The organism is Streptomyces longhuiensis (assembly GCF_020616555.1).
Lineage (GTDB): Bacteria > Actinomycetota > Actinomycetes > Streptomycetales > Streptomycetaceae > Streptomyces > Streptomyces longhuiensis.
In genome coordinates, this window is record NZ_CP085173.1 from 5,700,835 (window position 1) to 5,723,027 (window position 22,193).

The 22,193-nt window shown below is 66.9% G+C and carries 35 protein-coding genes; 32 read left to right on the forward strand and 3 right to left on the reverse strand.

Translation table 11 applies throughout. The features are described from left to right. Nucleotides 1-54: 54 nt before the first annotated feature. Nucleotides 55-2,091 carry a PIG-L family deacetylase gene (locus tag LGI35_RS26395; RefSeq protein WP_227300512.1) on the reverse strand — a complete coding sequence of 679 codons (2,037 nt, stop codon included), beginning with the start codon at nt 2,089-2,091 and terminating at the stop codon, nt 55-57. Nucleotides 2,092-2,318: 227 nt separating this feature from the next. Then, nucleotides 2,319-2,630 (reverse strand): hypothetical protein, encoded by a 312-nt coding sequence (locus LGI35_RS26400; RefSeq protein WP_227296784.1) that lies wholly within the window; start codon nt 2,628-2,630, stop codon nt 2,319-2,321. Between the two features lie 491 nt (nt 2,631-3,121). Here LGI35_RS26400 and rpsJ point away from each other — a divergent pair, with 491 nt between their 5' ends. The 31 genes from rpsJ (at nt 3,122) to truA (ending at nt 20,446) form a co-directional block, all read left to right on the forward strand. Next, complete coding sequence (gene rpsJ, locus LGI35_RS26405; protein WP_003948644.1) at nt 3,122-3,430, forward strand: 30S ribosomal protein S10; 309 nt, start codon at nt 3,122-3,124, stop codon at nt 3,428-3,430. A gap of 14 nt (nt 3,431-3,444) precedes the next feature. Next, nucleotides 3,445-4,089, forward strand: coding sequence for a 50S ribosomal protein L3 (gene rplC / locus LGI35_RS26410; protein ID WP_116511066.1), 645 nt, complete (start codon nt 3,445-3,447; stop codon nt 4,087-4,089). A gap of 7 nt (nt 4,090-4,096) precedes the next feature. Beyond that, complete coding sequence (gene rplD / locus LGI35_RS26415; RefSeq protein ID WP_116511064.1) at nt 4,097-4,750, forward strand: 50S ribosomal protein L4; 654 nt, start codon at nt 4,097-4,099, stop codon at nt 4,748-4,750. Beyond that, on the forward strand, nt 4,750-5,166 hold the full coding sequence (rplW, locus tag LGI35_RS26420; RefSeq protein WP_116511062.1) for a 50S ribosomal protein L23: 417 nt from the start codon (nt 4,750-4,752) through the stop codon (nt 5,164-5,166). Before rplD ends, rplW begins: the two co-directional genes overlap by 1 nt. 39 nt (nt 5,167-5,205) lie before the next feature. After that, a complete protein-coding gene (gene rplB, locus LGI35_RS26425; protein ID WP_116511060.1) occupies nt 5,206-6,042 on the forward strand; it encodes a 50S ribosomal protein L2 in 837 nt (278 codons plus the stop codon). Between the two features lie 12 nt (nt 6,043-6,054). Continuing rightward, nucleotides 6,055-6,336 (forward strand): 30S ribosomal protein S19, encoded by a 282-nt coding sequence (rpsS, locus tag LGI35_RS26430; RefSeq protein WP_015035577.1) that lies wholly within the window; start codon nt 6,055-6,057, stop codon nt 6,334-6,336. Nucleotides 6,337-6,378: 42 nt separating this feature from the next. Continuing rightward, nucleotides 6,379-6,726, forward strand: a complete 348-nt coding sequence (gene rplV / locus LGI35_RS26435) for a 50S ribosomal protein L22 (protein WP_004571827.1) — start codon at nt 6,379-6,381, stop codon at nt 6,724-6,726. Further along, nucleotides 6,726-7,568 carry a 30S ribosomal protein S3 gene (gene rpsC, locus LGI35_RS26440; RefSeq protein ID WP_116511058.1) on the forward strand — a complete coding sequence of 281 codons (843 nt, stop codon included), beginning with the start codon at nt 6,726-6,728 and terminating at the stop codon, nt 7,566-7,568. Before rplV ends, rpsC begins: the two co-directional genes overlap by 1 nt. Before the next feature lie 5 nt (nt 7,569-7,573). After that, nucleotides 7,574-7,993 (forward strand): 50S ribosomal protein L16, encoded by a 420-nt coding sequence (rplP, locus tag LGI35_RS26445; protein WP_030782563.1) that lies wholly within the window; start codon nt 7,574-7,576, stop codon nt 7,991-7,993. Continuing rightward, the gene (rpmC, locus tag LGI35_RS26450) at nt 7,993-8,217 is read left to right on the forward strand and encodes a 50S ribosomal protein L29 (protein WP_059079052.1); all 225 of its coding nucleotides are present in this window, start codon (nt 7,993-7,995) and stop codon (nt 8,215-8,217) included. Before rplP ends, rpmC begins: the two co-directional genes overlap by 1 nt. Next, entirely contained in the window at nt 8,217-8,501 is a 285-nt protein-coding gene (rpsQ, locus tag LGI35_RS26455) for a 30S ribosomal protein S17 (RefSeq protein ID WP_100594880.1), read from the forward strand. The genes rpmC and rpsQ overlap by 1 nt, the downstream gene beginning before the upstream one ends. A 97-nt stretch (nt 8,502-8,598) precedes the next feature. Continuing rightward, complete coding sequence (gene rplN / locus LGI35_RS26460) at nt 8,599-8,967, forward strand: 50S ribosomal protein L14 (protein WP_003974257.1); 369 nt, start codon at nt 8,599-8,601, stop codon at nt 8,965-8,967. Nucleotides 8,968-8,969: 2 nt separating this feature from the next. After that, nucleotides 8,970-9,293, forward strand: coding sequence for a 50S ribosomal protein L24 (gene rplX, locus LGI35_RS26465; RefSeq protein WP_100594879.1), 324 nt, complete (start codon nt 8,970-8,972; stop codon nt 9,291-9,293). Further along, nucleotides 9,293-9,850 (forward strand): 50S ribosomal protein L5, encoded by a 558-nt coding sequence (rplE, locus tag LGI35_RS26470; protein WP_116511056.1) that lies wholly within the window; start codon nt 9,293-9,295, stop codon nt 9,848-9,850. The genes rplX and rplE overlap by 1 nt, the downstream gene beginning before the upstream one ends. Before the next feature lie 5 nt (nt 9,851-9,855). Next, on the forward strand, nt 9,856-10,041 hold the full coding sequence (locus tag LGI35_RS26475) for a type Z 30S ribosomal protein S14 (RefSeq protein WP_003948630.1): 186 nt from the start codon (nt 9,856-9,858) through the stop codon (nt 10,039-10,041). A 223-nt stretch (nt 10,042-10,264) separates the two neighbouring features. Continuing rightward, nucleotides 10,265-10,663, forward strand: coding sequence for a 30S ribosomal protein S8 (rpsH, locus tag LGI35_RS26480; RefSeq protein ID WP_030221010.1), 399 nt, complete (start codon nt 10,265-10,267; stop codon nt 10,661-10,663). Between the two features lie 21 nt (nt 10,664-10,684). Beyond that, entirely contained in the window at nt 10,685-11,224 is a 540-nt protein-coding gene (gene rplF, locus LGI35_RS26485; protein WP_227296785.1) for a 50S ribosomal protein L6, read from the forward strand. 3 nt (nt 11,225-11,227) lie between these two features. Continuing rightward, the gene (gene rplR / locus LGI35_RS26490) at nt 11,228-11,611 is read left to right on the forward strand and encodes a 50S ribosomal protein L18 (RefSeq protein WP_116511050.1); all 384 of its coding nucleotides are present in this window, start codon (nt 11,228-11,230) and stop codon (nt 11,609-11,611) included. A gap of 42 nt (nt 11,612-11,653) precedes the next feature. Next, nucleotides 11,654-12,259, forward strand: coding sequence for a 30S ribosomal protein S5 (gene rpsE / locus LGI35_RS26495; protein ID WP_116511048.1), 606 nt, complete (start codon nt 11,654-11,656; stop codon nt 12,257-12,259). Further along, a complete protein-coding gene (gene rpmD / locus LGI35_RS26500) occupies nt 12,259-12,441 on the forward strand; it encodes a 50S ribosomal protein L30 (RefSeq protein WP_041985698.1) in 183 nt (60 codons plus the stop codon). The genes rpsE and rpmD overlap by 1 nt, the downstream gene beginning before the upstream one ends. Before the next feature lie 2 nt (nt 12,442-12,443). Further along, nucleotides 12,444-12,899 carry a 50S ribosomal protein L15 gene (gene rplO, locus LGI35_RS26505; protein WP_100594874.1) on the forward strand — a complete coding sequence of 152 codons (456 nt, stop codon included), beginning with the start codon at nt 12,444-12,446 and terminating at the stop codon, nt 12,897-12,899. Between the two features lie 281 nt (nt 12,900-13,180). After that, nucleotides 13,181-14,494: a preprotein translocase subunit SecY gene (gene secY, locus LGI35_RS26510; protein WP_116511045.1), complete on the forward strand. Its 1,314-nt coding sequence runs from the start codon at nt 13,181-13,183 to the stop codon at nt 14,492-14,494. Then, nucleotides 14,494-15,147, forward strand: coding sequence for an adenylate kinase (locus LGI35_RS26515; protein ID WP_116511042.1), 654 nt, complete (start codon nt 14,494-14,496; stop codon nt 15,145-15,147). Before secY ends, LGI35_RS26515 begins: the two co-directional genes overlap by 1 nt. A gap of 106 nt (nt 15,148-15,253) precedes the next feature. Then, nucleotides 15,254-16,090: a type I methionyl aminopeptidase gene (gene map, locus LGI35_RS26520; RefSeq protein WP_116511040.1), complete on the forward strand. Its 837-nt coding sequence runs from the start codon at nt 15,254-15,256 to the stop codon at nt 16,088-16,090. 139 nt (nt 16,091-16,229) lie between these two features. Beyond that, nucleotides 16,230-16,451, forward strand: a complete 222-nt coding sequence (infA, locus tag LGI35_RS26525; RefSeq protein WP_003948620.1) for a translation initiation factor IF-1 — start codon at nt 16,230-16,232, stop codon at nt 16,449-16,451. A 59-nt stretch (nt 16,452-16,510) separates the two neighbouring features. Next, entirely contained in the window at nt 16,511-16,624 is a 114-nt protein-coding gene (rpmJ, locus tag LGI35_RS26530) for a 50S ribosomal protein L36 (RefSeq protein ID WP_003974245.1), read from the forward strand. Between the two features lie 187 nt (nt 16,625-16,811). Continuing rightward, a complete protein-coding gene (rpsM, locus tag LGI35_RS26535; RefSeq protein WP_100594870.1) occupies nt 16,812-17,192 on the forward strand; it encodes a 30S ribosomal protein S13 in 381 nt (126 codons plus the stop codon). A 65-nt stretch (nt 17,193-17,257) separates the two neighbouring features. Next, nucleotides 17,258-17,662, forward strand: a complete 405-nt coding sequence (gene rpsK, locus LGI35_RS26540; protein ID WP_003948617.1) for a 30S ribosomal protein S11 — start codon at nt 17,258-17,260, stop codon at nt 17,660-17,662. 152 nt (nt 17,663-17,814) lie between these two features. Further along, nucleotides 17,815-18,837: a DNA-directed RNA polymerase subunit alpha gene (locus LGI35_RS26545; RefSeq protein ID WP_003966937.1), complete on the forward strand. Its 1,023-nt coding sequence runs from the start codon at nt 17,815-17,817 to the stop codon at nt 18,835-18,837. A gap of 162 nt (nt 18,838-18,999) precedes the next feature. After that, nucleotides 19,000-19,497 (forward strand): 50S ribosomal protein L17, encoded by a 498-nt coding sequence (gene rplQ, locus LGI35_RS26550; RefSeq protein ID WP_116511036.1) that lies wholly within the window; start codon nt 19,000-19,002, stop codon nt 19,495-19,497. Between the two features lie 79 nt (nt 19,498-19,576). Beyond that, entirely contained in the window at nt 19,577-20,446 is an 870-nt protein-coding gene (gene truA / locus LGI35_RS26555) for a tRNA pseudouridine(38-40) synthase TruA (RefSeq protein ID WP_116511034.1), read from the forward strand. A 4-nt stretch (nt 20,447-20,450) separates the two neighbouring features. Here truA and LGI35_RS26560 read toward each other — a convergent pair whose 3' ends face one another. Next, nucleotides 20,451-21,308 (reverse strand): hypothetical protein, encoded by an 858-nt coding sequence (locus tag LGI35_RS26560; RefSeq protein ID WP_227296786.1) that lies wholly within the window; start codon nt 21,306-21,308, stop codon nt 20,451-20,453. A gap of 430 nt (nt 21,309-21,738) precedes the next feature. Between LGI35_RS26560 and rplM the strand changes: the two genes are divergently transcribed. Further along, a complete protein-coding gene (gene rplM, locus LGI35_RS26565) occupies nt 21,739-22,182 on the forward strand; it encodes a 50S ribosomal protein L13 (protein WP_100594865.1) in 444 nt (147 codons plus the stop codon). The last annotated feature ends 11 nt before the right edge of the window (nt 22,183-22,193 follow it).

The window sequence follows — 22,193 nt, forward strand, 5'->3', positions numbered from 1 at the left end:
TACGACTTCGGTCGTACGGGCCCTTTCGCATGCCCGCTGGTGCGGGGCCCAGGCTCAGATCTTGCGGGCGGTCCCCGTGCCGGTGGAGCTGTCCGGGCGCCACAGCCACGGCCGGGCCGCGGGGGAGAGGCCCGCGGCCACGGGACCGTGCGCGGTGGCGCGCAGGGCGGGTCCGTCGAGGGTGACCAGGTCACGCGCGGCCCGCTGGATCCGGCCGCGGTGCAGCAGCTGGAGCGTGCCGTCGGTGTCCCTGCCGAGGAGGTACGGCCCGTCGGCGGTCACGGGGCCGTAGCCGGGGAAGTGGATCGGGGGCCCGGCCGTCGCCGTCAGCGCCGACGAGGCGGGGGCCCGGTAGTAGAGCCGGCCGCCCGCGGCGGCGACGGCGTCGGCGGGTACCGGCAACCCGATTGGCGGAGTGGGCCCCTCCGGCGTCCAGTGGTGCACCGTGTCGCGTCCCGGCGCGTACACATGGACGCCGCCGTCCTCGCCGACGACCGCGGTCAGACCGTCCTGCACGGGCCCGCCGCCGAGACCGCGCCACGGCGACCAGCGCCCGTCGAGGCCGCGTACCCGGGTACTGATGCCCTGGTCCGCGTCGCGTACGAAGAGATGGACCTGCCCGTCGCGGGCGGTGACGGCGACGGGGACGCCGATGCGGCGGCCGCGCACGGGATCGGTCTCCGGGTTGCCGAGACCGGTCCAGGCGCCGAACTCCCCGCCGGGGGCGCGCTGTTCGAGGACCACGATCTCGCGCAGGTCGGAGCCGCCGCGCCCTTCGAGGGCCGCGAGGCGCAGGCCGAGCAGCAGCTGCCGTCCGTCGCGCAGGGTCGCGGAGCCGAGGGCCGGCGCGAGCGGGCCGCCGCCCAGGTCGGTGGGCCGGCCGAAGACCCCTTGTGGGGTCTCGCGCCAGCGGACGGCCCGCATGCCGAGCACGCCATAGCCGGTCAGCTTGCCGTCCGGTTCCTGGGCCAGGGCGATCCGTGGGCCCGGGTGGCGGTAGTGCGTCGAGCGGACCCAGCCCTTGCGGTTGGTGAGGGGGCGGTCCCCGCCGACGTTGTAGTCGCCGCAGCCGGAGGGGTTGCCGCACTGCCAGTCCGGGGCCGCGCCGTACGGCATCAGGTCGGCGGCCTTGGCGTGCAGCACGGGCTCGGGGAGGTTCTCGGGCCAGTGGTGGTTGTAGTAGCCGCGGAAGGCGGTGGCCGCGAACGGGGGCGGCCCGTCCGCCGCGGTCTGCGACCAGCGGATGAGCGCCGCCCAGGTGAACTCGGCCACGGCCGTGTGGTCGGCGTGGTCGGAGAAACCGGGCTGCTCGCTGTCGCGTATGCGCGTCAGCAGATCGCTGTGCTGGATGTCGGGGTCCGGGTCGAGCGTGTGCACGAGGGTGGGCCGGTAGCGCTCGAAGAGGGCCACGAGTACGTCGACGAGGCCGTCGTAGTCGTACATCTGTGCCCGGCGCACCGGTGACCCGTCGACGACGACCGTACGCAGCGGCAGTCCGCGCTCCCGCCACAGCGCCGGGGCGCCCATGTGGCCCGCCGGGGTGTGCATCGCGAGGTCGAGGAAGACCAGCTCGACGCGGCGGCCCCGGTGCTCCAGGGTGTTCACCTCGGCCTGGTGCCCGCCCGCGAGCGTGGTGACCTCGGTGCGCCAGCCGCTGAAGACGGGCAGGCCGAGCTGGGTCGCGTAGGACTGGCGGAGCCCTTGGTGACGGGCGGAGGCGTACGCGGACTTGTCGGCCGGGGGGTGCGGGCGGCCGGGGATCTTGTTGACGCCGTCGGCCTCGCCGGCGGTGACGTACACGCAGACCAGCGGGACGCCGGCGGCGACGGCCTGGTTGGTGTCCGGGTTCATGAAGTACAGGTCGTCGTCGGGGTGGGCGAGCACCTGGAGCAGCAGGGCGTGATCGCCCTGGGCGGCGGGGCGGCCGGAGGCGGGGGAGGGGGCGGTGGTGCGGGCCGGGGGCGCGGTCGTGACCGTGTGGCCCACGAGGGCGGCCGCGGTGGCGGCGGTGACGGCGGCGCCCCCGATGAGCACGGCCCGGCGCCCGTGAACGCCGGGCGCCGCGGGGAAGCCCTCGCCCCCGTCGGCTATTCGCCCGCCTCGCCCGCCGGTGCGGTCCTCGGCGTTCTCATCACGTTTGTCCTGCCCACGTCCACGTCGCACGTGTCGCCCTCCGTCCGCCGTACGCAGCGGTCGGAATGTGCGCTGCTTCTCGGTGCTTCAGCCGAGAAGAGGCTCGTCAGTGGGGCCAGGTTCCATGCAAGGACATGATCTGTTCACTCGAACCGGCGTTCTTCGCGGGGAGAGAGTTTCGCGTCTCAGCCGCTGACGCCCCACCGCACCGCGGCCGCGAGCCCGAGCGCCAGGGCGGGCGCGACCCACCCCCACCCGATGACCCGCCGCACGGACGGCAGCAGCCAGAGCGCTGTCACCGAACCGGCGGCCGCGATGGTGACGGCACACGACAGGGCGATGCCCGTGTACGCGTCGTCGTCCCAACTCCCGTACGGCCGGATGGAGATGGCCGTCCTGCAGAAGTACGCGGCGATGAGCGTGAGCACGCCGAACGGCAGGGCGAGCACCACCCGAAGGCAGCCGCGGTCGTCGTCCGGACGTGAGAGGGCTGTCATCGGTGCGGATGTCCTCCGATCTCCTGCCGGGGAGGTGCCGGCGGCCGTCCGGCACGAGCGCGCCGCCCCGCAACACCCACCCCCGGTTTGACCTTCGTCACTCCGGGGGTACTCTCTACGGCTCGATTGGCCAGGCATGGTCGGCCTGTGGCAGACTGTCGGGGTTGCTCGGTTGAGTGCCGATGCTGCGCGCCTCCCGCCGGGAGGACCGAAAGCGAGTCCCACAGTACTCGTCGCCCCATCTGCCGTAAGGCAGCGCTAGGGCGGACGTACGGGAATCTTTCGGGAAGTGCAGCGAGGTGGTTCAGCCAGGCGCCCGGTGGGTTTCTTCCCCCGGCTTCGCGGTCCTGGGCCGCAGTCCCTCGCAGGGAAATCCGTATGGATATTTCCGTCAGTGAGACTGCGACACGCCCGACCGCGTGGGTCGGAGGAGGACGGAATAGGGCCCGCCAGGTTCCAGAGCGTTTCGAGAGACAGGACTACTAGTAGCCATGGCGGGACAGAAGATCCGCATCCGGCTCAAGGCCTACGACCACGAGGTCATCGACAGCTCGGCGAAGAAGATCGTCGAGACGGTGACCCGCACTGGTGCGTCGGTCGCAGGCCCGGTGCCGCTGCCCACTGAGAAGAACGTGTACTGCGTCATCAAGTCGCCGCACAAGTACAAGGACTCGCGCGAGCACTTCGAGATGCGCACGCACAAGCGCCTGATCGACATCCTCGACCCGACGCCCAAGACCGTTGACTCGCTGATGCGCCTGGACCTTCCGGCCGGCGTTGACATCGAGATCAAGCTCTGAGAGGCGCGGAAGAGATGGCTAAGCAGATCAAGGGCATCCTGGGCGAGAAGCTCGGCATGACCCAGGTCTGGGACGACAACAACCGTGTCGTCCCGGTCACCGTGGTCAAGGCCGGTCCGAACGTCGTGACCCAGGTCCGTACGAACGACACTGACGGCTACGAGTCGGTCCAGATCGCCTTCGGCGAGATCGACCCGCGCAAGGTGAACAAGCCCCTCAAGGGCCACTTCGCCAAGGCCGACGTCACCCCCCGCCGCCACCTCGTCGAGATCCGTACCGCTGACGCCAGCGAGTACACCCTCGGCCAGGAGCTCACCGCTGAGGTGTTCGAGGCCGGCGTGAAGGTCGACGTCACCGGCAAGAGCAAGGGCAAGGGCTTCGCCGGTGTCATGAAGCGTCACAACTTCAAGGGCCTCGGCGCCGGTCACGGCACCCAGCGCAAGCACCGCTCCCCCGGTTCCATCGGTGGCTGTGCCACCCCGGGCCGTGTGTTCAAGGGCCTCCGCATGGCGGGCCGTATGGGCAACGAGCGGGTCACCACCCAGAACCTGACCGTTCACGCCGTTGACGCGGAGAAGGGCCTGCTCCTCATCAAGGGCGCAGTTCCCGGTCCGAACGGTGGCCTCGTCCTGGTCCGTACCGCGGCCAAGGGGGTTTGAGGAACCGATGAGCACCATTGACATCCTTTCGCCGGCAGGCGACAAGGCCGGGACGGTCGAGCTCCCCGCGGAGATCTTCGACGTAGAGAAGATCAGCATCCCGCTTCTCCACCAGGTCGTCGTCGCTCAGCTGGCTGCTGCCCGTCAGGGCACGCACAAGACCAAGCGCCGTGGCGAAGTCCGCGGTGGTGGCCGTAAGCCGTACCGCCAGAAGGGCACCGGCCGCGCGCGCCAGGGTTCGACCCGTGCGCCGCAGTTCGCCGGCGGTGGCGTCGTCCACGGCCCGCAGCCGCGTGACTACTCGCAGCGGACCCCGAAGAAGATGAAGGCCGCGGCCCTGCGCCACGCCCTCACCGACCGGGCCCGCAACGCTCGCATCCACGTCGTCACCGGCGTGGTCGAGGGTGGAGTCTCCACCAAGGCCGCGAAGTCGCTGCTCGGCAAGATCAGTGAGCGCAAGAACCTGCTCCTGGTCATCGACCGTGCCGACGAGGCCGCGCTGCTCTCGGCGCGCAACCTGCCCCAGGTCCACATCCTGGAGCCGGGCCAGCTGAACACGTACGACGTTCTCGTCTCGGACGACGTGGTCTTCACTCAGGCCGCCTTCGAGTCCTTCGTGTCCGGCCCGAAGGCCACTGACACCGAAGGGAGCGAAGCCTGATGGCTACGCGTCACCCGAGCATTGCCCCCAAGGCGGCCAAGGCCGCCAAGGCCGCGCGCGTCGCCAAGGCGAAGCGCCACGAGGCCGAGGGCAAGAACACCGTTGAGACGCCGCTGAGCAAGAGCTTCACGGACCCCCGTGACGTCCTCCTCAAGCCGGTCGTCTCCGAGAAGAGCTACGCGCTCCTCGATGAGGGCAAGTACACCTTCATCGTTGACCCGCGTGCCAACAAGACCCAGATCAAGCAGGCCGTCCAGGCGGTCTTCTCGGTCAAGGTCACCGGAGTCAACACGATCAACCGCCAGGGCAAGCGCAAGCGGACCCGCACGGGCTTCGGCAAGCGTGCCGACAGCAAGCGCGCGATCGTGACCCTCGCTGAGGGCGACCGTATCGACATCTTCGGCCAGGCCTCCTAACGGAGCGCCCTGGTCCGAATATCGGACGAGGACTGAGAAATGGGTATCCGCAAGTACAAGCCGACGACGCCGGGCCGCCGTGGCTCCTCCGTCGCCGACTTCGTCGAGGTCACGCGGTCCACGCCGGAGAAGTCGCTGGTCCGCCCGCTGCACAGCAAGGGCGGCCGTAACAACGCCGGTCGTGTGACCGTTCGCCACCAGGGTGGCGGACACAAGCGCGCCTACCGAGTGATCGACTTCCGTCGTCACGACAAGGACGGCGTGCCGGCGAAGGTCGCGCACATCGAGTACGACCCCAACCGCACCGCGCGCATCGCGCTGCTGCACTACGCCGACGGCGAGAAGCGTTACATCGTCGCTCCGCGTGGCCTGTCGCAGGGTGACCGCGTCGAGAACGGTCCCGGGGCCGACATCAAGCCGGGCAACAACCTGGCGCTCCGCAACATCCCGGTCGGTACCACGATCCACGCGATCGAGCTCCGTCCCGGTGGCGGTGCCAAGTTCGCCCGCTCCGCAGGTGCCTCCGTGCAGCTGCTGGCGAAGGAGGGCCAGATGGCCCACCTGCGCATGCCGTCCGGCGAGATCCGCCTGGTCGACGTTCGCTGCCGCGCCACCATCGGCGAGGTCGGCAACGCCGAGCAGTCGAACATCAACTGGGGCAAGGCCGGCCGCAAGCGCTGGCTCGGCGTTCGTCCGACCGTCCGCGGTGTGGCGATGAACCCGGTTGACCACCCGCACGGTGGTGGTGAGGGCAAGACCTCCGGTGGTCGCCACCCGGTCTCCCCGTGGGGTCAGAAGGAGGGTCGTACTCGTTCGCCGAAGAAGGCTTCGAACAAGTACATCGTCCGCCGCCGCAAGACGAACAAGAAGCGCTAGGAGCGGGTTTAGATGCCGCGCAGTCTCAAGAAGGGACCCTTCGTTGACGGCCACCTCGTAAAGAAGGTGGACGCTCAGAACGAAGCCGGTACCAAGAACGTCATCAAGACCTGGTCCCGTCGCTCGATGATCATCCCGGCCATGCTGGGCCACACGATCGCGGTGCACAACGGCAAGACCCACATCCCGGTGTTCGTCACCGAGTCGATGGTCGGCCACAAGCTCGGCGAGTTCTCGCCGACGCGCACCTTCCGGGGTCACGTCAAGGACGACCGGAAGTCGAAGCGCCGCTAAGGCGGGGTGGAATCGACTATGACGAACACTGAAGGGACAACCATGGAAGCCAGGGCCCAGGCGCGGTACATCCGCGTCACGCCCATGAAGGCCCGCCGAGTGGTGGACCTCATCCGTGGCATGGATGCCACGGAGGCTCAGGCGGTCCTGCGTTTCGCCCCGCAGGCCGCGAGCGTGCCGGTTGGCAAGGTGCTGGACAGCGCCATCGCCAACGCTGCACACAACTACGACCACACCGACGCCTCTTCGCTGGTCATCAGCGAGGCGTACGTGGATGAGGGCCCGACCCTGAAGCGGTTCCGTCCGCGTGCTCAGGGCCGTGCCTACCGGATCCGTAAGCGGACCAGCCACATCACCGTGGTCGTCAGCAGCAAGGAAGGAACCCGGTAATGGGCCAGAAGGTAAACCCGCACGGGTTCCGGCTCGGTATCACCACGGACTTCAAGTCCCGTTGGTACGCCGACAAGCTGTACAAGGACTACGTCAAGGAAGACGTAGCCATCCGTCGCATGATGACCTCCGGCATGGAGCGCGCCGGTATCTCGAAGGTTGAGATCGAGCGCACCCGTGACCGCGTGCGTGTGGACATCCACACCGCTCGTCCGGGCATCGTCATCGGCCGCCGTGGCGCCGAGGCCGACCGCATCCGCGGTGACCTCGAGAAGCTCACGGGCAAGCAGGTCCAGCTGAACATCCTCGAGGTCAAGAACCCCGAGACCGACGCTCAGCTGGTTGCTCAGGCCGTTGCCGAGCAGCTGTCCTCCCGCGTCTCCTTCCGTCGCGCCATGCGTAAGAGCATGCAGACGGCGATGAAGGCCGGCGCCAAGGGCATCAAGATCCAGTGTGGTGGCCGTCTCGGCGGCGCCGAGATGTCCCGCTCGGAGTTCTACCGCGAGGGCCGTGTGCCCCTGCACACGCTCCGCGCGAACGTCGACTACGGCTTCTTCGAGGCCAAGACGACCTTCGGCCGTATCGGTGTGAAGGTCTGGATCTACAAGGGCGACGTCAAGAACATCGCGGAGGTCCGCGCCGAGAACGCTGCGGCCCGTGCGGGTAACCGCCCGGCCCGTGGTGGCGGCAACGACCGTCCGGCCCGCGGCGGTGGCCGTGGTGGCGAGCGTGGCGGCCGCGGCCGCAAGCCGCAGCAGCAGTCGGCTCCGGCCGCCGAGGCCCCCAAGGCTGACGCGCCCGCCGCTGCCGCTCCGGCTGAGAGCACCGGAACGGAGGCCTGACCGAAATGCTGATCCCCCGTAGGGTCAAGCACCGCAAGCAGCACCACCCCAAGCGCCGCGGTCAGGCCAAGGGTGGTACGACGGTTGCGTTCGGCGAGTACGGCATTCAGGCCCTCACGCCGGCGTACGTGACCAACCGCCAGATCGAGGCGGCTCGTATCGCGATGACCCGCCACATCAAGCGTGGCGGCAAGGTCTGGATCAACATCTACCCGGACCGCCCGCTTACGAAGAAGCCCGCCGAGACCCGCATGGGTTCCGGTAAGGGTTCCCCCGAGTGGTGGGTCGCGAACGTTCACCCGGGTCGGGTGATGTTCGAGCTGTCCTACCCGAACGAGAAGATTGCGCGTGAGGCGCTTACCCGCGCTGCTCACAAGCTTCCGATGAAGTGCCGGATTGTTCGGCGCGAGGCAGGTGAGTCGTGATGTCGGCCGGTACCAAGGCGTCCGAGCTGCGCGAACTGGGCAACGAGGAGCTCCTCAACAAGCTCCGCGAGGCCAAGGAAGAGCTGTTCAACCTCCGTTTCCAGGCGGCGACCGGTCAGCTCGAGAACCACGGTCGGCTGAAGGCCGTCCGCAAGGACATCGCGCGGATCTACACCCTCATGCGTGAGCGCGAGCTGGGCATCGAGACGGTGGAGAACGCCTGATGAGCGAGAGCAACGTGACTGAAGAGACTGCCGCCCGCGGCTTCCGCAAGACCCGTGAGGGTCTGGTCGTCAGCGACAAGATGGACAAGACCGTCGTCGTCGCTGTCGAGGACCGCGTCAAGCACGCGCTGTACGGCAAGGTCATCCGCCGTACGAACAAGCTCAAGGCGCACGACGAGCAGAACGCTGCCGGCGTCGGCGACCGCGTCCTCATCATGGAGACGCGTCCGCTGTCGGCGACCAAGCGCTGGCGCATCGTCGAGATCCTCGAGAAGGCCAAGTAATTCTCTGAGGGGTATCCCTCAGAGTTCGTTCCGCCAGGCTCCCGGGGCAGTTCACTGAACTGCCCCGGGGGAACCGGCAGACAATCAGGAGATAGACGTGATCCAGCAGGAGTCGCGACTGCGCGTCGCCGACAACACGGGTGCGAAGGAAATTCTCACCATCCGTGTTCTCGGTGGCTCGGGTCGCCGCTACGCGGGCATCGGTGACGTCATCGTCGCCACCGTCAAGGACGCGATCCCCGGCGGCAACGTGAAGAAGGGTGACGTCGTCAAGGCTGTCATCGTTCGCACCGTCAAGGAGCGCCGCCGTCCGGACGGCTCGTACATCCGCTTCGACGAGAACGCCGCCGTCATTCTGAAGAACGACGGCGACCCTCGCGGCACCCGTATCTTCGGCCCGGTGGGCCGTGAGCTGCGCGAGAAGAAGTTCATGAAGATCATCTCGCTCGCGCCGGAGGTGCTGTAAGCATGAAGATCAAGAAGGGCGACCTGGTTCAGGTCATCACCGGTAAGGACAAGGGCAAGCAGGGCAAGGTCATCGCGGCCTTCCCCCGCGAGGACCGCGTCCTGGTCGAGGGTGTCAACCGGGTCAAGAAGCACACCAAGGCCGGCCCCACCGCCAGCGGTTCGCAGGCCGGTGGCATCGTCACGACCGAGGCCCCTGTCCACGTGAGCAACGTTCAGCTCGTGGTGGAGAAGGACGGTAACAAGGTCGTCACGCGTGTCGGTTACCGCTTCGACGACGAGGGCAACAAGGTTCGCGTTGCCAAGCGGACGGGTGAGGACATCTGATGGCTACCACCACGACTCCGCGTCTCAAGACGAAGTACCGCGAGGAGATCGCGGGCAAGCTGCAGGAAGAGTTCTCCTACGAGAACGTCATGCAGACCCCGGGCCTCGTCAAGATTGTGGTCAACATGGGTGTCGGCGACGCCGCCCGTGACTCCAAGCTCATGGACGGTGCCGTCCGTGACCTGACCACGATCACCGGTCAGAAGCCGGCCATCACCAAGGCCCGCAAGTCCATCGCGCAGTTCAAGCTGCGTGAGGGTCAGCCGATCGGTGCCCACGTCACGCTCCGTGGCGACCGCATGTGGGAGTTCCTGGACCGCACCCTGTCGCTCGCGCTTCCGCGCATCCGCGACTTCCGTGGTCTGTCTCCCAAGCAGTTCGACGGCCGTGGCAACTACACCTTCGGTCTCACGGAGCAGGTCATGTTCCACGAGATCGACCAGGACAAGATCGACCGCGTCCGGGGTATGGACATCACCGTGGTCACCACGGCGACCAACGACGATGAGGGCCGTGCGCTCCTCCGTCACCTCGGCTTCCCCTTCAAGGAGGCGTAAGCGAGATGGCGAAGAAGGCTCTTATTGCCAAGGCTGCTCGTAAGCCGAAGTTCGGTGTGCGTGGCTACACCCGCTGCCAGCGCTGCGGCCGTCCGCACTCCGTGTACCGCAAGTTCGGCCTGTGCCGCGTGTGCCTTCGTGAGATGGCTCACCGTGGCGAGCTGCCGGGCGTGACCAAGAGCTCCTGGTAATCCCCCTCTGTCCTTAGGGACTTGGGAATTACCGGACGCTCTCGGTAAGTATTTGGTCGGCGGGAGCCCCCCTTCACATGCCGTAGGCTTGTGGGGTTGGGCGCCCGCCGCCCATACCGACTTACTACGCCGTAGGTCCCCGCACCGCACCCGTCCCGCCTCTGTGTGGGGAGAGGGATGGCGCATACAGGAAACCCCGGCGAGAGAGGCCGAAGGCCAATTCATGACCATGACTGATCCGATCGCGGACATGCTGACTCGTCTGCGTAACGCGAACTCGGCGTACCACGACACCGTGGCGATGCCGCACAGCAAGATCAAGTCTCACATCGCGGAGATCCTCCAGCAGGAGGGCTTCATCACGGGCTGGAAGACCGAGGACGCCGAGGTCGGCAAGAACCTCGTCCTCGAGCTCAAGTTCGGCCCGAACCGTGAGCGCTCCATCGCGGGCATCAAGCGGATCTCCAAGCCCGGTCTCCGGGTTTACGCGAAGTCCACCAACCTGCCCAAGGTCCTCGGCGGCCTCGGCGTGGCGATCATCTCCACGTCGCACGGTCTTCTGACCGGCCAGCAGGCAGGCAAGAAGGGCGTAGGTGGGGAAGTCCTCGCCTACGTCTGGTAGTCGGGAACGGAGGAATAGCTAATGTCGCGTATTGGCAAGCTCCCCATCGCGGTTCCCGCCGGCGTGGACGTCACCATCGACGGTCGTACGGTCTCGGTTAAGGGCCCCAAGGGTTCCCTCAGCCACACGATCGTCGCTCCGATCGTCATCACGAAGGGCGAGGACGGCGTGCTGAACGTCGCCCGCCCCAATGATGAGCGTCAGAACAAGGCTCTGCACGGCCTGTCCCGCACGCTGGTGGCCAACATGATCACCGGCGTGACCCAGGGTTACGTGAAGAAGCTCGAGATCAGCGGTGTCGGTTACCGCGTCCTGGCGAAGGGCTCCAACCTGGAGTTCTCGCTCGGCTACAGCCACCCGATCCTGATCGAGGCGCCCGAGGGCATCTCCTTCAAGGTCGAGTCGCCGACCAAGTTCTCGGTCGAGGGCATCGACAAGCAGAAGGTCGGCGAGGTTGCGGCCAACATCCGCAAGCTGCGCAAGCCCGACCCGTACAAGGCCAAGGGCGTCAAGTACGAAGGCGAAGTCATCCGCCGCAAGGTCGGAAAGGCGGGTAAGTAAGCCATGGCATACGGTGTCAAGATTGCTAAGGGCGACGCTTACAAGCGTGCTGCCATCAAGCGCCGTCACATTCGTATCCGTAAGCATGTTTCGGGTACGGCCGAGCGTCCGCGCCTGGTCGTGACGCGTTCGAACCGCCACATCGTGGCCCAGGTCATCGACGACGTTAAGGGTCACACCCTCGCGTCGGCGTCGACCCTGGACACCTCGATCCGTGGTGCCGAGGCCGACAAGTCCGCGCAGGCCGGCAAGGTCGGCGCCCTGGTCGCCGAGCGCGCCAAGGCCGCGGGCGTCGAGGCTGTCGTGTTCGACCGTGGTGGTAACCAGTACGCCGGGCGCATCGCCGCTCTGGCGGACGCCGCCCGCGAAGCCGGTCTGAAGTTCTGATCCGGTTCCGTAGCTAGCGGAAAACGAAGAGAGGTAATTCCAATGGCTGGACCCCAGCGCCGCGGAAGCGGTGCCGGTGGCGGCGAGCGGCGGGACCGGAAGGGTCGCGACGGTGGCGCTGCTGCCGCCGAGAAGACCGCATACGTTGAGCGCGTTGTCGCGATCAACCGTGTCGCCAAGGTTGTCAAGGGTGGCCGTCGCTTCAGCTTCACTGCGCTCGTCGTGGTGGGCGATGGCGATGGCACGGTAGGCGTCGGTTACGGCAAGGCCAAGGAGGTGCCGGCCGCCATCGCCAAGGGTGTTGAGGAGGCCAAGAAGCACTTCTTCAAGGTCCCCCGTATCCAGGGCACCATCCCGCACCCGATCACGGGCGAGAAGGCTGCGGGCGTCGTCCTGCTCAAGCCGGCTGCTCCCGGTACCGGCGTTATCGCCGGTGGCCCGGTGCGTGCCGTGCTCGAGTGCGCCGGCGTTCACGACATCCTGTCGAAGTCGCTCGGCTCGTCGAACGCGATCAACATCGTGCACGCGACCGTGGAGGCCCTCAAGGGCCTGCAGCGTCCCGAGGAGATCGCGGCTCGCCGTGGTCTGCCCCTCGAGGACGTCGCCCCCGCGGCTCTGCTTCGTGCGCGTGCGGGAGCGGGTGCGTAATGGCTCGCCTCAAGATCACGCAGACGAAGTCGTACATCGGTAGCAAGCAGAACCACCGCGACACCCTGCGTTCGCTCGGGCTCAAGCGCCTGAACGACGTGGTCGTCAAGGAGGATCGTCCCGAGTTCCGCGGCATGGCTAACACCGTGCGGCACCTCGTGACGGTCGAGGAGGTCGACTGATCATGGCGGAGAACAACCCGCTCAAGATCCACAACCTCCGTCCCGCCCCGGGCGCCAAGACCGCGAAGACCCGTGTGGGTCGCGGTGAGGCGTCGAAGGGTAAGACGGCCGGTCGTGGTACCAAGGGCACGAAGGCCCGTTACCAGGTTCCGGAGCGCTTCGAGGGTGGCCAGATGCCCCTCCACATGCGTCTCCCGAAGCTCAAGGGCTTCAAGAACCCGTTCAAGACCGAGTTCCAGGTCGTGAACCTCGACAAGCTGAGCGCGCTGTACCCGGAAGGTGGCGAGGTCACCGTTGAGGGTCTCGTCGCCAAGGGTGCCGTTCGCAAGAACAGCCTCGTCAAGGTGCTCGGCCAGGGTGAGCTCACCGTGGCGCTGCAGGTGACGGTTGACGCCGTCTCCAACTCCGCCAAGGAGAAGATCACCGCCGCCGGCGGTACCGTCACCGAGCTCGTCTGACCTTTTCAGGCGTCTCTATGACATGAGCGATTCCCAACCGGGGATGCCCCACATTTGGGGCATCCCCGGTTGGTCGTTCCAAGGGGGGCATGGTCGCCGGTATGGTGGCCTGCACTGTGCTGTATCTGTCTGGGGCTGATGCCTCGGGCCGGGCGGTGTGTCCTGAAGGCGACGTGTCTGACGGATCTTCACCCGGTGCTTGACTGTTACGCATTCCTTCATTCATCGAACCTCAAGACCGTCACCTCTGACGCACGTGCGCGGGGGTCGCAGGAGGCACCGTGCTCACCGCGTTCGCCCGGGCGTTCAAGACGCCCGACCTGCGCAAGAAGCTGCTGTTCACGCTCGGCATCATCGTGATCTACCGCATCGGTACACACGTACCGATCCCGGGAGTCAGCTACTCGAACGTCCAGACATGCGTGGACGCGAACAAAGGCACGCAGGGGCTGTTCGGTCTCGTCAACATGTTCAGTGGTGGCGCGCTCCTGCAGATCACGATCTTCGCGCTCGGCATCATGCCGTACATCACCGCGAGCATCATCCTGCAGCTGCTCACCGTCGTGATCCCGCGGCTCGAGGCCCTGAAGAAGGAGGGTCAGGCGGGTACGGCGAAGATCACGCAGTACACGCGATACCTGACCGTGGCGCTCGCCATCCTCCAGGGCACCGGCCTCGTCGCGACCGCTCGCAGTGGCGCCCTCTTCCAGGGCTGCCCCGTCGCGAACCAGATCGTCCCGGACCAGTCGATCTTCGTGACGATCACGATGGTCATCACGATGACCGCCGGTACCGCCATCGTCATGTGGCTCGGTGAGCTCATCACCGACCGCGGCATCGGCAACGGCATGTCGATCCTGATGTTCATCTCGATCGCCGCCACCTTCCCGAGCGCCCTGTGGACCATCAAGACGACCGGTGACCTCGCCGGCGGCTGGATCGAGTTCGGCGCCGTGATCCTGGTGGGCCTCGTCATGGTCGGCCTGGTGGTCTTCGTCGAGCAGGCGCAGCGCCGCATCCCTGTCCAGTATGCGAAGCGCATGATCGGTCGCCGTTCTTACGGCGGTACGTCCACCTACATCCCGCTGAAGGTCAATCAGGCGGGTGTGATCCCTGTCATCTTCGCTTCGTCGCTGCTCTACATCCCGGCCCTCGTCGCGCAGTTCGCGGGAGGCAATTCCGGGTGGAAGACCTGGATCAACGACCATCTGACCAAGGGAAATCACCCCTATTACATCGTTTCGTACTTCCTGCTGATCGTTTTCTTCGCGTTCTTCTACGTGGCGATCTCGTTCAACCCCGAGGAAGTCGCGGACAACATGAAGAAGTATGGTGGCTTCATCCCGGGCATCCGGGCTGGCCGGCCGACCGCTGAGTACCTCAGTTACGTGCTCAACCGGATCACCTGGCCGGGTTCGCTGTATCTGGGTCTGATCGCTCTCGTACCAACGATGGCGTTGGTTGGCTTCGGGGCAAGCCAGAACTTCCCGTTCGGTGGGACAAGCATCCTCATCATCGTGGGTGTCGGTCTGGAGACGGTGAAGCAGATCGAGAGCCAGCTTCAGCAGCGCAATTACGAAGGGTTCCTCCGCTGATGCGTATCGTCCTCGTCGGGCCGCCCGGTGCGGGCAAGGGAACGCAGGCCGCGTTCCTTGCCAAGAACCTGTCGATTCCGCACATCTCCACGGGCGACCTCTTCCGTGCCAACATCAGCCAGGGCACGGAGCTGGGCAAGCAGGCAAAGGCGTTCATGGACGCCGGCAACCTGGTTCCGGACGAGGTCACCATCGGGATGGCCAAGGACCGCATGGAGCAGCCGGACGCCGTGAACGGCTTCCTGCTCGACGGCTTCCCTCGCAACGTCTCGCAGGCCGAGGCGCTCGACGTCGCCCTCAAGGCGGACGAAGTGAAGCTGGACGCGGTCCTGGACCTCGAGGTCCCCGAGGACGAGGTGGTCAAGCGCATCGCCGGCCGCCGCATCTGCCGCAAGGACTCCGCGCACGTCTTCCACGTTTCGTACAAGCAGCCGAAGCAGGAAGGCGTCTGTGACGTCTGCGGCGGCGAGCTGTACCAGCGCGAGGACGACAGTGAGGACACCGTCCGCAAGCGGCTCGAGGTCTACCACACGCAGACCGAGCCGATCATCGACTACTACCGGGCCCAGGGCCTGGTGCGGACGATCTCGGCGCTCGGCAAGGTCGACGAGGTGACCGCGCGGGCCATGGACGCCCTCAAGCGCGACAAGTAAGTCGTTGTTACGCTGCTCCGGCCGCGGTGCCCGTACAGGGTGCCGCGGCCGTAGTGTTGTGTAGGTAAAAAACCCGTAGTGCGGAAGACGGAGAGCGCAGGCCCCCATGGTGCAGATCAAGACCCCCGAGCAGATCGCCAAGATGCGTGAGGCGGGGCTGGTCGTCGCCGCGATCCACGCGGCGACGCGCGAGGCCGCGGTGCCCGGTGCCACCACCCGGGACCTGGACGAGGTCGCGCGCAAGGTGCTCGACGAGCACGGGGCCAAGTCGAACTTCCTCGGCTACGGGGGATTCCCCGCGACCATCTGCACCTCGGTCAACGAGGTCGTCGTCCACGGCATCCCGGACGACAAGACCGTCCTCAAGGACGGCGACATCATCTCCATCGACTGCGGCGCGATCATCGACGGCTGGCACGGCGACGCCGCGTACACCGCGTTCGTGGGCACCGGTCACGCTCCGGAGCTGGTCGAGCTCTCCCGGGTGACCGAGGAGTCGATGTGGGCCGGCATCGCCGCGATGAAGAACGGCAACCGGCTCGTCGACATCTCGCGCGCCATCGAGTCCTACATCCGCCGCCAGCCCAAGCCGGGCGGCGGCAAGTACGGCATCGTCGAGGACTACGGCGGCCACGGCATCGGCACCGAGATGCACATGGACCCGCACCTGCTGAACTACGTCGAGCGCCGCCGCGGCAAGGGACCGAAGCTCGTCCCCGGCTTCTGCCTCGCGATCGAACCGATGGTCTCCCTCGGCACCCCGCGCACCGAGGTCCTCGAGGACGACTGGACGGTCATCACGACGGACGGCACCTGGTCCTCGCACTGGGAGCACTCCATCGCGCTGACCGAACAGGGCCCGCTGGTCCTCACGGCGCCGGACGGCGGCAAGGCGAAGCTGGCCGAGCTCGGTGTCACCGCCGCCCCGGACCCCCTTGCATAATGATCTTCAGTGTGGGGCAAACTTCCCCGATTCGTCTTTCCGGGTGCCCTGACGTAGACTGACTCGTCGGCTCTCGTGCACACGCATGCCTGCATGTACGTGCTGAGTCGATCAAGGTAGTCGATTCGAAGGGCAAAGCGTGGCCAAGAAGCAAGGTGCCATCGAGATCGAAGGCACTGTCGTCGAGTCTCTCCCGAACGCCATGTTCAAGGTGGAGCTCCAGAACGGCCACCAGGTCCTGGCTCACATCAGCGGCAAGATGCGTATGCACTACATCCGTATCCTCCCTGACGACCGGGTCGTGGTGGAGCTGTCTCCGTACGACCTGACGCGTGGCCGGATCGTCTACCGGTACAAGTAGATCTTGCCCGCACCCTGCCTCGCGCGGGGTGGTGGCACTGACCCGGAGAACCTCACCCAATGAAGGTCAAGCCGAGCGTCAAGAAGATCTGCGACAAGTGCAGGGTGATCCGCCGTCACGGCCGGGTCATGGTTATCTGCGACAACCCGCGCCACAAGCAGCGCCAGGGCTGACGCACGACTGCAGTTCGCAGATTTTCGCGCGACGCAAGTAAGCACACATGCAGGACCCGTCCCTCTTCAGATCCATTGGTAATGGAGGGCGACACCCCCGGTCGGAGGCCGGGGACCCAGGATGTACCTCGTACGGCACCTGGGAACGGTTCTGCTGAAGACCTCCGAGTATCAACAGGAGCCTTGAATGGCACGCCTTGAAGGCGTTGACCTCCCGCGCGACAAGCGCGTAGAGGTTGCCCTCACCTACGTGTTCGGCATTGGCCGCACGCTGTCCCAGCAGACGCTGGACGCCACCGGTGTGGACCGCAACATCCGCGTTCGTGATCTGTCCGAAGAGGACCTGATCAAGATCCGCGAGTACGTGGACGCGAACATCCAGACCGAGGGTGACCTCCGTCGCGAGATCCAGGCCGACATCCGCCGCAAGGTCGAGATCGGCTGCTACCAGGGTCTTCGCCACCGTCGTGGCCTGCCCGTCCGCGGTCAGCGCACCAGCACGAACGCTCGTACCCGCAAGGGCCCGCGTCGCGCCATCGCCGGTAAGAAGAAGCCGGGCAAGAAGTAGTCCTCGCTCAGCGGTCTATCGACAGCTGTCGCTGCAGGACCGACCACCTCCCGTAGGAGTAATAGATGCCCCCCAAGGGTCGTCAGGGCGCTGCCAAGAAGGTGCGCCGCAAGGAAAAGAAGAACGTCGCTCACGGGCACGCTCACATCAAGAGCACGTTCAACAACACGATCGTGTCCATCACGGACCCGACCGGCAACGTGATCTCCTGGGCCTCCGCCGGCCACGTCGGCTTCAAGGGCTCGCGCAAGTCCACTCCGTTCGCCGCGCAGATGGCCGCCGAGTCGGCCGCGCGTCGCGCCCAGGAGCACGGCATGCGCAAGGTTGACGTCTTCGTCAAGGGTCCGGGCTCCGGCCGCGAGACCGCGATCCGCTCCCTCCAGGCCACGGGCCTCGAGGTCGGTTCGATCCAGGACGTCACGCCGACCCCGCACAACGGCTGCCGTCCGCCCAAGCGTCGCCGCGTCTGATCTGACGTACGACTGCTTGGTCTGAGGTTTTCGGGCGGTACGGCTCTTAAGGGCCGTATCGCCCGTACCCTTGTACTGCATCAACATCGGGACACCACCCGGTGGCATCAGGGCATCAAATAGTGGGTGCCCCTGACTGAAGGAATCACTTCATGCTGATCGCTCAGCGTCCCTCGTTGACCGAAGAGGTCGTCGACGAGTTCCGCTCCCGGTTCGTGATCGAGCCGCTGGAGCCGGGCTTCGGTTACACCCTCGGCAACTCCCTGCGCCGGACGCTTCTCTCCTCGATCCCGGGTGCGGCGGTCACGTCCATCCGTATCGACGGTGTCCTGCACGAGTTCACCACCGTGCCAGGCGTCAAGGAAGACGTCACCGACCTCATCCTGAACATCAAGCAGCTGGTCGTCTCCTCGGAGCACGACGAGCCGGTCGTGATGTACCTGCGCAAGCAGGGCCCGGGTCTGGTCACCGCCGCCGACATCGCGCCTCCGGCCGGTGTCGAGGTGCACAACCCCGACCTCGTCCTCGCCACGCTCAACGGCAAGGGCAAGCTGGAGATGGAGCTGACCGTCGAGCGCGGTCGCGGCTACGTATCCGCCGTCCAGAACAAGCAGGTCGGTCAGGAGATCGGGCGCATCCCGGTCGACTCGATCTACTCGCCGGTCCTGAAGGTCACGTACAAGGTCGAGGCGACCCGTGTCGAGCAGCGCACCGACTTCGACAAGCTGATCGTCGACGTCGAGACGAAGCAGGCCATGCGTCCGCGTGACGCCATGGCGTCGGCCGGTAAGACCCTGGTCGAGCTGTTCGGTCTCGCCCGCGAGCTGAACATCGACGCCGAGGGCATCGACATGGGCCCGTCCCCCACGGACGCCGCCCTGGCCGCCGATCTGGCGCTGCCGATCGAGGAGCTCGAGCTCACCGTTCGGTCGTACAACTGCCTCAAGCGCGAGGGCATCCACTCCGTGGGTGAGCTCGTCGCCCGCTCCGAGGCGGACCTGCTCGACATCCGCAACTTCGGTGCGAAGTCGATCGACGAGGTCAAGGCGAAGCTGGCCGGTATGGGCCTCGCGCTGAAGGACTCGCCTCCCGGCTTCGACCCGACCGCCGCCGCGGACGCCTTCGGCGCCGACGACGACGCGGACGCGGGCTTCGTCGAGACCGAGCAGTACTAGGCGCTCCGCGAGGACGCCGGATTTTCGGCTGCGGGTCCGCTTCGGCTGGTCGCGCAGTTCCCCGCGCCCCTTACGGGGCGCGGGTCTCCGACGGGCATCCGCCCGCTCGGATACTGACCCTGGTACCTGATACGGCCGGGGCAGACACCTAGGAGATACACCATGCCGAAGCCCACCAAGGGTGCCCGTCTGGGCGGCAGCGCTGCGCACGAGAAGCTGCTCATCGCGAACCTCGCGAAGTCGCTCTTCGAGCACGGCAAGATCACGACGACCGAGGCCAAGGCCCGTCGTCTGCGCCCGTACGCGGAGCGTCTGGTCACCAAGGCGAAGAAGGGCGACCTTCACAACCGCCGTCAGGTGCTCCAGGTCATCACGGACAAGAGCGTCGTCCACACGCTCTTCACCGAGATCGCCCCGCGCTACGAGAACCGTCCGGGTGGTTACACCCGTATCACCAAGATCGGTAACCGCCGTGGCGACAACGCGCCCATGGCTGTCATCGAGCTGGTCGAGGCGCTGACGGTTGCGCAGCAGGCCACCGGTGAGGCCGAGGCCGCCACCAAGCGTGCCGCCAAGGACACCGAGGCTGCCGCTCCGGCCGCCGAGGTCGTCGAGGACGCCGCAGCGGTCGAGGCCGCTGAGGAGTCCAAGGACGCCTGAGGCTCAGCCTTGATGTGAGCGGGTCCGCCCTTCGGGGCGGGCCCGCTTTCGTATTGCCTTCGCCTGAGAGGATCTGTGTGTGAGTGACGAGGTAGAGCCCGGGTTCGTGCGGGTGCGGCTGGATCTGTCGTACGACGGCAAGGACTTCTCCGGGTGGGCGAAGCAGGCCAGCGGCCGGCGGACCGTGCAGGGCGAGATCGAGGACGCGCTGAAGACCGTGACCCGGTCCGCGCAGACGTACGAGCTGACCGTGGCGGGGCGGACCGACGCGGGGGTGCACGCGCGCGGGCAGGTCGCGCATGTCGATCTGCCCGAGGACGTCTGGGCCGAGCACCAGGACAAGCTCCTGCGCCGGCTCGCGGGGCGGCTGCCGCACGATGTGCGGGTGTGGAAGGTGGCTCAGGCGCCGACCGGGTTCAACGCGCGCTTCGCCGCCGTGTGGCGTCGGTACGTGTACCGGGTGACCGACAACCCCGGTGGTGTCGATCCGCTGCTGCGCAGTCATGTGCTGTGGCACGACTGGGAGTTGGACCTCGACGCGATGAACGCGGCCGCCGAGAAGCTGCTCGGGGAGCACGACTTCGCCGCGTACTGCAAGCGGCGCGAGGGCGCGACGACGATCCGTACGCTCCAGGAGCTGCGGTGGGAGCGGTCGCCCGACGGGATCCTCGAAGCGACCGTCCGGGCCGACGCCTTCTGCCACAACATGGTGCGCTCGCTGGTCGGCGCGATGCTGTTCGTCGGTGACGGGCACCGGCCGCCGGACTGGCCCGCGAAGGTCCTGGCCGCCGGTGTGCGGGACTCGGCGGTGCACGTGGTGCGGCCGCACGGTCTGACGCTGGAGGAAGTCGGTTACCCGGCCGACGAGTTGCTCGCGGCGCGCAGCAAGGAGGCCAGGAACAAGCGGACGCTGCCGGGAGCGCCCTTCTCGGAGCCGGGGTGCTGCTGAACCCCTACTGGGGTGCCTCTGCCGCCGCGGAGGCCTGTGCCTCGCCGCGCCGGGTGATCTGTCGGAACGTGAACTCGGCGAGGTCGTCACCGGTGGTGAAGACGGCGCGGTCCTTGGTGGTGACGTCCCGGCCGCCGCTGGTGAACCCGGCGGTCGTGAAGTACGCGTAGCGGCCGTACGAGTTGGTGGTCGAGCGGCAGATCGTCGTACGGCAGAACGCGGGGACGCCCGAGCCGGACAGGGAGGTCACGGTGCCCTTGGTGTACTGGTTCTTGGCCTTGGTGGCCTGGGCCTCCGTGTCGAAGACGGCGACGCCCACGGTGACCGCGACGCCGTCCTTCGCGTAGGTGGCGCGGATCAGGCGCGTGCAGTCGTTGCCGGTCAGGACGCCGCCGAGCGCGCCCTGGGTGACCGAGGCGCAGCTCTTCGTGCTGGCCGTGGCGCCCTTCTTGTAGACGCGGTCGCCGACGGTGAGCTTGGTGCCGGGGAAGAGGGTGTCCGCGCCGAGCGGGGCCTTGTCCTTCTTGGCGCTGGAGATGAAGTCCTTGGGGTCGAGCGGGGGCGGCGGCGTGGTCTCCGCGAACGTCGGGTCCGCCGGGGCCGTGTCGCTCGGGATGTCCGCGGTCGTCGGCAGCTGGTCGGCGGGCTTGTTCGAGGCCGTGCTGTTGCCGTTGGCGGAGACGATCGCGAACGCGACGGCCGAGCCGACGGCGACCGTGGCGAGCGCGCCACCGCCGATCATCAGCCAGCGACGGCGCCGCGCGCGTGCCTCGGACGCTTCGGCGAGCGCCGCCCAGTCCGGTCCCTGTGAACCACCACTGCCCCCGGAACCCCACTGGGGTCCCCCCTGCCCAAAGCTCATGGGGCGCATCTTAGACCGACGCGCAGGGGGTGCCGGGGCGCGGTGGGGAAGGGGTGCGCAGGGTCTGGTCGATCTTGTGTGTGCCGTGTGTGCGCTTCCTGTGTGCCGGGGGTCACGCTAGTGCGGCGCTGCCTGCGGCGACGTGCGGTTACTCTGGTAGACGGCTAGGGCCGCACAGTGCGGCGGATCCGGCGGTGCCGGTGTCCAGGTCCGCGTTTTGACCCGTACGGGGAAGCGCGGGTATCCTGCCTAGTCGTTGTGTGTATTGGCTTGCTCGCTCTCGCGTGAGGGGCCATGCGCAGGTTCCCTGGAGCAGTTACCAGTGGGCGGCATACGGGCGCTGAACCCGGCACTGTCGTCCCCAGCTGCACGATCGCTTCAGTGATGCCACTTTCAGCACCCATCCACTGAAGAAGAAGAAGGCTGCTAAGTGCGTACGTACAGCCCCAAGCCCGGCGACATCACTCGCCAGTGGTACGTCATCGACGCCCAGGATGTCGTCCTGGGTCGTCTGGCGACCACCGCCGCGAACATCCTGCGGGGAAAGCACAAGCCGATCTACGCCCCCCACGTCGACGCTGGTGACTTCGTCATCATCATCAACGCGGACAAGGTGCACCTTTCCGGCAACAAGAAGACCCAGAAGATGGCGTACCGCCACTCCGGCTACCCGGGCGGTCTGCGTTCCGTTCGTTACGACGAGCTGCTGGACAAGAACCCGGAGAAGGCCGTCGAGAAGGCCATCAAGGGCATGATCCCCAAGAACACCCTGGGCCGTCAGGTGCTCTCGAAGCTGAAGGTCTACTCGGGCGACCAGCACCCCCACGCTGCCCAGCAGCCGGTGCCGTTCGAGATCACCCAGGTCGCGCAGTAGTTCCGGCCACA

What these genes read in the sequence shown, in the direction of transcription:
- LGI35_RS26515 (WP_116511042.1), top strand. Translation starts at nt 14,494, where the DNA reads ATGCGTATCGTCCTCGTCGGGCCGCCCGGTGCGGGCAAGGGAACGCAG.
- rpsH (WP_030221010.1), top strand. Translation starts at nt 10,265, where the DNA reads ATGACCATGACTGATCCGATCGCGGACATGCTGACTCGTCTGCGTAAC.
- rpsE (WP_116511048.1), top strand. Translation starts at nt 11,654, where the DNA reads ATGGCTGGACCCCAGCGCCGCGGAAGCGGTGCCGGTGGCGGCGAGCGG.
- rpsM (WP_100594870.1), top strand. Translation starts at nt 16,812, where the DNA reads ATGGCACGCCTTGAAGGCGTTGACCTCCCGCGCGACAAGCGCGTAGAG.
- rplV (WP_004571827.1), top strand. Translation starts at nt 6,379, where the DNA reads ATGGAAGCCAGGGCCCAGGCGCGGTACATCCGCGTCACGCCCATGAAG.
- rplX (WP_100594879.1), top strand. Translation starts at nt 8,970, where the DNA reads ATGAAGATCAAGAAGGGCGACCTGGTTCAGGTCATCACCGGTAAGGAC.
- rplF (WP_227296785.1), top strand. Translation starts at nt 10,685, where the DNA reads ATGTCGCGTATTGGCAAGCTCCCCATCGCGGTTCCCGCCGGCGTGGAC.
- rpsK (WP_003948617.1), top strand. Translation starts at nt 17,258, where the DNA reads ATGCCCCCCAAGGGTCGTCAGGGCGCTGCCAAGAAGGTGCGCCGCAAG.
- rpmJ (WP_003974245.1), top strand. Translation starts at nt 16,511, where the DNA reads ATGAAGGTCAAGCCGAGCGTCAAGAAGATCTGCGACAAGTGCAGGGTG.
- rpmD (WP_041985698.1), top strand. Translation starts at nt 12,259, where the DNA reads ATGGCTCGCCTCAAGATCACGCAGACGAAGTCGTACATCGGTAGCAAG.
- rplC (WP_116511066.1), top strand. Translation starts at nt 3,445, where the DNA reads ATGGCTAAGCAGATCAAGGGCATCCTGGGCGAGAAGCTCGGCATGACC.
- rplO (WP_100594874.1), top strand. Translation starts at nt 12,444, where the DNA reads ATGGCGGAGAACAACCCGCTCAAGATCCACAACCTCCGTCCCGCCCCG.
- rplB (WP_116511060.1), top strand. Translation starts at nt 5,206, where the DNA reads ATGGGTATCCGCAAGTACAAGCCGACGACGCCGGGCCGCCGTGGCTCC.
- rplP (WP_030782563.1), top strand. Translation starts at nt 7,574, where the DNA reads ATGCTGATCCCCCGTAGGGTCAAGCACCGCAAGCAGCACCACCCCAAG.
- map (WP_116511040.1), top strand. Translation starts at nt 15,254, where the DNA reads ATGGTGCAGATCAAGACCCCCGAGCAGATCGCCAAGATGCGTGAGGCG.
- LGI35_RS26545 (WP_003966937.1), top strand. Translation starts at nt 17,815, where the DNA reads ATGCTGATCGCTCAGCGTCCCTCGTTGACCGAAGAGGTCGTCGACGAG.
- rpmC (WP_059079052.1), top strand. Translation starts at nt 7,993, where the DNA reads ATGTCGGCCGGTACCAAGGCGTCCGAGCTGCGCGAACTGGGCAACGAG.
- LGI35_RS26400 (WP_227296784.1), bottom strand. Translation starts at nt 2,630, where the DNA reads ATGACAGCCCTCTCACGTCCGGACGACGACCGCGGCTGCCTTCGGGTG.
- LGI35_RS26475 (WP_003948630.1), top strand. Translation starts at nt 9,856, where the DNA reads ATGGCGAAGAAGGCTCTTATTGCCAAGGCTGCTCGTAAGCCGAAGTTC.
- rpsS (WP_015035577.1), top strand. Translation starts at nt 6,055, where the DNA reads ATGCCGCGCAGTCTCAAGAAGGGACCCTTCGTTGACGGCCACCTCGTA.
- rpsQ (WP_100594880.1), top strand. Translation starts at nt 8,217, where the DNA reads ATGAGCGAGAGCAACGTGACTGAAGAGACTGCCGCCCGCGGCTTCCGC.
- rplE (WP_116511056.1), top strand. Translation starts at nt 9,293, where the DNA reads ATGGCTACCACCACGACTCCGCGTCTCAAGACGAAGTACCGCGAGGAG.
- rplD (WP_116511064.1), top strand. Translation starts at nt 4,097, where the DNA reads ATGAGCACCATTGACATCCTTTCGCCGGCAGGCGACAAGGCCGGGACG.
- rpsC (WP_116511058.1), top strand. Translation starts at nt 6,726, where the DNA reads ATGGGCCAGAAGGTAAACCCGCACGGGTTCCGGCTCGGTATCACCACG.
- rplW (WP_116511062.1), top strand. Translation starts at nt 4,750, where the DNA reads ATGGCTACGCGTCACCCGAGCATTGCCCCCAAGGCGGCCAAGGCCGCC.
- rpsJ (WP_003948644.1), top strand. Translation starts at nt 3,122, where the DNA reads ATGGCGGGACAGAAGATCCGCATCCGGCTCAAGGCCTACGACCACGAG.
- rplQ (WP_116511036.1), top strand. Translation starts at nt 19,000, where the DNA reads ATGCCGAAGCCCACCAAGGGTGCCCGTCTGGGCGGCAGCGCTGCGCAC.
- LGI35_RS26560 (WP_227296786.1), bottom strand. Translation starts at nt 21,308, where the DNA reads ATGAGCTTTGGGCAGGGGGGACCCCAGTGGGGTTCCGGGGGCAGTGGT.
- rplR (WP_116511050.1), top strand. Translation starts at nt 11,228, where the DNA reads ATGGCATACGGTGTCAAGATTGCTAAGGGCGACGCTTACAAGCGTGCT.